General features: G+C 57.8%; 3 protein-coding genes. 2 read left to right on the top strand and 1 reads right to left on the bottom strand.

Translation table 11 applies throughout. The annotated features are described in order from the left end of the window. Positions 1-272 precede the first annotated feature (272 nt). The gene (locus ACJWXQ_RS11310; RefSeq protein WP_406672833.1) at positions 273-1637 is read left to right on the top strand and encodes a hypothetical protein; all 1365 of its coding nucleotides are present in this window, start codon (positions 273-275) and stop codon (positions 1635-1637) included. Between the two features lie 377 nt (positions 1638-2014). Next, positions 2015-4327: a hypothetical protein gene (locus ACJWXQ_RS11305; RefSeq protein ID WP_346052048.1), complete on the top strand. Its 2313-nt coding sequence runs from the start codon at positions 2015-2017 to the stop codon at positions 4325-4327. A 186-nt stretch (positions 4328-4513) separates the two neighbouring features. On the opposite strand, the gene ACJWXQ_RS11300 is transcribed toward ACJWXQ_RS11305, so the two are convergent. After that, positions 4514-4984, bottom strand: a 471-nt coding sequence (locus ACJWXQ_RS11300; protein WP_406672832.1) for a LysR substrate-binding domain-containing protein, incomplete at its 5' end; no start/stop codon positions are given.

Here is a 4984-nt window from a genome sequence, read left to right as displayed (position 1 = left end):
TTGGCACTGATACTGTGTAAAAATATCTTCTTGATGAAACCGCTCTCGAAAATACTTGAAAAACCACCCTACCTGTCTAATCTTGATTATTGAAGATGGGCTTTTTTCTGTCAGCAGGAAAGTCCTCAATTTATCAGCCAGGGAGGGTGTCCCCATGTCATATCAATGGTTCAGAACTGCCGTTTGCCTTTCTTCAAGCCTGATTTTGGGGGGGGGCATCAGTAGCTTACGGCTACAGTAGCTGCAGCGAAATTGACGGCTGGAATGTTGCCGTGATCGAAGCCAGGGGAATCGTCCTGGATTCCAACGACCCTGATTTTCGTCAGGTTTTTGCTGATACCTGGGGGAATTGCAGTAGTTATTACCCGGCCGATCAGAACTGCAAGACCATGGCGCGGGTGCATTGCGACTGGGAGATAAACGGATCCTATGACAAGGGGGATGTCAGAAACTGCGTGATGCAGGCACCCACGGATCCTCCCTTGCCAGGAGTCGGTGTTCATGATCATGGGCAACAGGTTTCCTCGATTATTGCCGACCGCACCGAAGCGTCGCGTATTGTCCATGTCAGCACAGCGGCGCGGGACGATCAGTATTACGAGAGTGATCGTTCGGCGGCGTTAAGGTGGATCGAAGAGAATCGCTCTCAGTTCGGGATCGGGGTGGTCAACAGGAGCGGAGGAAATGTAACCCTTGGTCCAGGTGGTTGCCCGGATCTTGACCCGTCCAACGATCCCGACTCTGAACATGTTCTCATTCAATCTCTGGTTTGTTCGGGGGTTGCCTACATCAACGCCGCCGGCAATCTCGGTCACGATGACCGTATTGCCGACCAGGCCCGTCCCGGGAATGTCATCTCAGCGGCGCATACCTGGGGCGCGGGTGGAACCCATTGCCTCGACCCACAGGCTGATCGAGGCGACCGCCTGAACCTTGTCGCGGATGATGTTCCAACCTTGAATGGTGATAATCCGGGAGGTAGCTCCTGGGCGGCCCCACGGATATCAGCCATGGCTGCAAATTTATTGTATCGTTCATTGGATCGCGGATTTCTTCTTCCCGGGAACCGCCCTATCGATACACATGGGCGCGTCCTCGAAGGCTTGTATCGAGCAAATAATGGCAATCCTCAGATAACTGAACGAGGATTCATTAACCCGGAAGGGCTGCATGAGTGTCAGCCATTTCCCGACGATGCGAGCTATTTGTATGGCAGTGGTTCGGCAACTGATGCTTATGTGAGGTCCAATCAACCCGAAGGCGACGGGCTGCCGGGGCCGTCAGATTATGGGAAGCCAAGCGCCTGCCTGGGCGGGACTCCACCCCCGGTGGTTGATTTGCATGTGCACGACATCGAGGTGGACTTTCTGGGCTGTTGGGCAGGCAGCCCACAGTTCATCTTCCAATGGGATGCAAGCGGCGATCCCGAAGCGGACCGATATACCGCGGACTTCAGTTATGATGGCAGTAACTGGGTCCAGTTGCATGAAGGGACGGAGGGAGTAACGAACTACTCTCCCCAGGCGGATACCAGCTCTCAGCTTCGTTTCCGGGCCTGCAATGGCGCGTCACCGTGCAGTGACTATGAATTCTGGCCGGTACCGGGTACGTCCTGCGGCGGAGGGTCAATGCAATGATACGGCGGATACTCCTCTATAGCGCTTTATTGCCGGCCTTGAGTGCGTGCAGTGATGGCGAATTCGGCTTTTCGGTCGGCGGTCAGGTGCAGGGTCTGGCCGGTGATTCTGTCCATCTCGCACTCAATGATGACGAAGTCTTGGGCATTGAGGCGGACGGGGAATTCGCATTCTCGACACGTCTGCTGCCGGGGCAATCCTGGGAAGTTTCCGTGGAAAATCAGCCGGCCGGACGATTCTGCCAGGTGGACGACGCGACCGGTGTGATGGCGTCAGAAGACGTCGACTCGGTCATGGTGAGCTGCGTCGAACGTCCAGCTCTGAGCAGCCACTCCCGGGCAGGCGCGATGTATCTTTCCTGGGAGTCAGTGGAGCCGGTGAATCTGCTCTATTCCTCCGATTCGGATTGCGATTGGCTCAACTACACCCTCTGCGATGATGGTGGCATGATGCCGGATGAAACCGGTGGCTCGCTCGTCCTGAGAGCGGATGATGGCTTTGATCCGGATACCGGCTGGTTTTTCGTGATTGAGTCGGACGCCACACTGTCCTATCCGGCCGGTGCCAGGCCAGTCCCCTTGGCGGCGACCAAGTATGACAGGGTGACCGGCAGGGTCTTTGATGCCGCCGTCGATGCGGATCGGATCTATCTGGGCGGTGATTTTTCCCGCCTGGGTCCGTTGACCGGCCCGGGTGCCGCAGTACATATGGACTCCGGCCGACTGGCTGGTGCCGTGCCTTATATCGATGGGCCTTCAGTATTCGCGGTGGCCGCTGACGGCGAGGGAGGGTTTTACATAGGTGGGCGTTTTGAATCCGTCGGTGGCGTGCCCCGGCGAAACCTGGCACGAATTGACGCGCAAGGCCGTGTTGATCGTGGCTGGCGTGCCAACACGGACGAGGCGGTGACCGGCATTGCGGTGCATGAAGACCGGGTCTTCGTCTCCGGGCTTTTTGGCAATCTTTCCCGCGACGGCGACAGTTTTGAGCGCGAGGGACTCGCGCTGGTGAGCGCTGTCGACGGAGCGGTGGATCCGGACTGGAACCCCGGCTCGGAAGGCACGGTCTGGACCCTGGCCACGGACGGGGAGCGGGTTTATGTGGGAGGAAGTTTTGCATCCGTGGGTGGCGATTCGGGCGTGGCCCTGGCGGCACTGGATGCGCAGACTGGCGAGCTCATTCCGGATTGGGGGGAGACACCCGACAACGTGGTGGTTACCGTGCATGTTGCCGACGGTGTTGTGTATGTCGGCGGCTATTTTGAAACCCTTGGCGGGGAAGCCGCCAATGGCGTGATGGCGCTAAACCCGGAGACCGGAGAGCGGCTGTGGGACCACAATCCCGCGGTCGACGGGCTGGTGATGGCTGTGTCCGCGGACGGAGAGCGATTGTACCTGGGGGGTGACTTTGAGTCCGTTGGCGGTTTGACCAGAGATAATCTTGCCGCAGTTGATCGAAACACGGGGGCGGTCGTGGCAGGTTGGGAGACTTCAGCCGATGGCGCCGTCTGGGGCGTTGGGGTACATGGGGGGTGGTTGTACGCCGCAGGGAACTTTCGTCAAGCCGGCGGGGTGGAGCGTGAACTGCTTGCCGCCTTTGATCTGACGGACGGCGAATTGAATGCCGACTGGAATCCGGGCGCCAGCGGTCACTTTACCGCAGGCACGATGGCATTTTCCGGTGATGTGGGTTTTTTCGGCGGGCGGTTGCAGGAAATCACAGGCCATGACCGCCGCTATCTGGCGGCCCTTGACCGGGAGACCGGCCAGGTATTGGAGGACTGGCGGGCTGATCAACCCACTCACTTGTCCCGGCTGCTCCTGGACGAGGGAACATTGTATGCCTCGGGCGATTTCCCATTTGAAGCCGGCGAGCCGGACTGGGGTTATCTGACAGCTTTAAATGCAGAGACGGGAGAAAAGTCTCCCAGCTGGGACCCACCAGAGATTGTCGGGCGCACTGTAAGAGCCTTGGCGGTTGATGATGAGAGATTATATTTTGGGGGGCGTCTATCAGAAGTTGATGGAGAAGCGCGGCACAACATTGCGGCTGTGAACCGATATAACGGCGCACTGGTTTCTGGATGGGCCCCGAATGTTTCAAGTCAAGTCAGTGCTATCGCCAAGAAGGGGGATCGCTTATATATAGGAGGGCGGTTCAGAGAGGTGAATGAAGAAGATAAATTGCGATTGGCTGCGCTTCACCGGGTTTCCGGTGAGTTGGACAAGAGTTTTGAATTCAATGCCGCTTCCAACGTTAGCGTGCTTGGGTTGTTTGGGGATTCTTTACTGATCGGCGGGCAATTTCGATCAATTAACGAGGTCGAGCGAGAAAGACTGGCCATTATAGACCTTGAGGAGAACAGCTTATTGGAAATGGGAGAAATAGGCGTCAGCGACGCAGTTTCGAGCATTGCTTTTGATGGTTCGCGGCTAATTGTATCGGGAGCCTTTCAACAGTCAGGAGACACTCCGCGCAGACGATTGGCGGCGTTTGATCTTGATTCGAAGACGCTGATCTCAGACTGGCAGCCCGAGACGGACCTTGTTGCAACGCTTCTATCCCCCATAGATGGGAAGCTGTTCATCAGCGGGAGCTTTCAGGAAGTCACGGGATCCTCGGATGACCGACACCGTCCAAGGCTTGGGTTTGCGGTTCTGGATCTAGAAAGTGGCGATGTTGCTCGCTAAGGCGTTGAACGAGGGCAAACTACTTATCCGCCGCGATTGATGCCTTGTCTTGGCACCAATCGCGGCGGACGCCGCTCCCACAACTGAAAGGCACCCAGCAATACAACCCTCAGCGTCTCCGCGCCTCTGCGAGAAAACCAATCTCTCTCCGCGCCCTTGGCGCTCTCTGCGCGAGGTTCAAAAACCTCAGCAGCCGGCCAACTGCGGCCTTGGTGGATTGTCATGCAACGGGATCCTGACCTCAGCAAACAGCGCATCCACCTCGGCCTGGTTCTCCGCTTCCCGGGCCGCTTCCACGCGTTCGGGGGTGAGATGCGGGGCCAGGCGGCTGAGGAAGTCGAGCTGGAACTGGCGTAGCAGGCTGTCGCGGCGAAAGCCGACCCAGGTGGTCAGGCGCGGCAGGAGATGACGGGCATCCAGGGCAACCAGGTCATCATCACTGCCTTCCTCCACCGCCATGGAGGCCAGCACGCCCACGCCCAGACCCATGCGCACATAGGTCTTGATTACATCCGCGTCCCGGGCAGTGAAAGCAATGTTGGGCCGCAAGTTTTGGGCATTGAAAGCCTGCATCAGGGAGGATTCCGGCCGGTCGCTGAAGACATAAGTCACCAGGGGATGCCGGGCCAGTTGCTCCAGCTCGGGCGCTTTCGGATA

This window comes from Natronospira sp. (assembly GCF_007134575.1).
GTDB lineage: Bacteria > Pseudomonadota > Gammaproteobacteria > Natronospirales > Natronospiraceae > Natronospira > Natronospira elongata.
Note: the sequence above shows the minus strand (reverse complement) of the source record. Positions and strands in the feature narration are given on the sequence as shown.